Annotated in this window: 2 pseudogenes; both read left to right on the top strand. The window is 63.2% G+C overall.

Annotated features, from left to right (window positions below):
* Positions 1 to 183: pseudogene (locus tag OQK_RS01340) on the top strand (molecular chaperone); the annotation flags it as partial.
* 115 nt (positions 184 to 298) lie between these two features.
* Positions 299 to 616, top strand: a pseudogene (locus OQK_RS01335) (fimbria/pilus outer membrane usher protein); the annotation flags it as partial.
* Positions 617 to 622: the final 6 nt, after the last annotated feature.

Below are 622 nucleotides of genomic sequence, written 5' to 3'. Positions count from 1 at the left end.
CTCACCGATGCCTCATTCAAGCAGGGCGGGCAGACACGGCCCTTGGTGGACGGTTTGCTTGGCTATGTCTTGCCGGGCGCGACCATGCGCTGGCCGGTGCCGGATGGGCTGTCGGCTGACCAGCCCCTGCAGGTCAGGATCAACGGCGCGCAGCAGTTGGAGAACCTTGCGCCGACACGGTAACCGGGTGTAACGGGGCGGGAAGCTCCGGGATTTAAACGGATGGAGATGTCCATTGAAGGACACAACGCCATGTGTGAGTCGTGGTTGGACTCGAGGTCTATGGCCGTCGGTAGCAATGGTAAGCGGGCTATGGGGCGCAATGATTGCGCCGCAGGGCGTGGCTGGCGACCTGCCACCGCCCCCGAGCAGTATGGAGGCTGTCGCCGATGCACAGTTGTTTCTGGAACTGGTGGTCAACCAGATGGACACCGGCCGCGTCATCGCGGTCGATCAACGGGCCGGGCAGCTCTATGTGCCGGCCAGTGCGCTGCAGGATGTGGGCATGAAACTGCCCGGTGAACTGAGTGGCAGCGTGGCGTTGGACACGATCCCGGGTCTGCACAGTGACTACGACAGCAACGCTCAGCGCCTGCTGTTGGATGTGCCGCCTGCGTAGGTT

Origin of the sequence: Pseudomonas sp. R62, from assembly GCF_000257605.1 — a bacterium.
Taxonomy (GTDB): Bacteria; Pseudomonadota; Gammaproteobacteria; order Pseudomonadales; family Pseudomonadaceae; genus Aquipseudomonas; species Aquipseudomonas atacamensis.
Note: the sequence above shows the minus strand (reverse complement) of the source record. Positions and strands in the feature narration are given on the sequence as shown.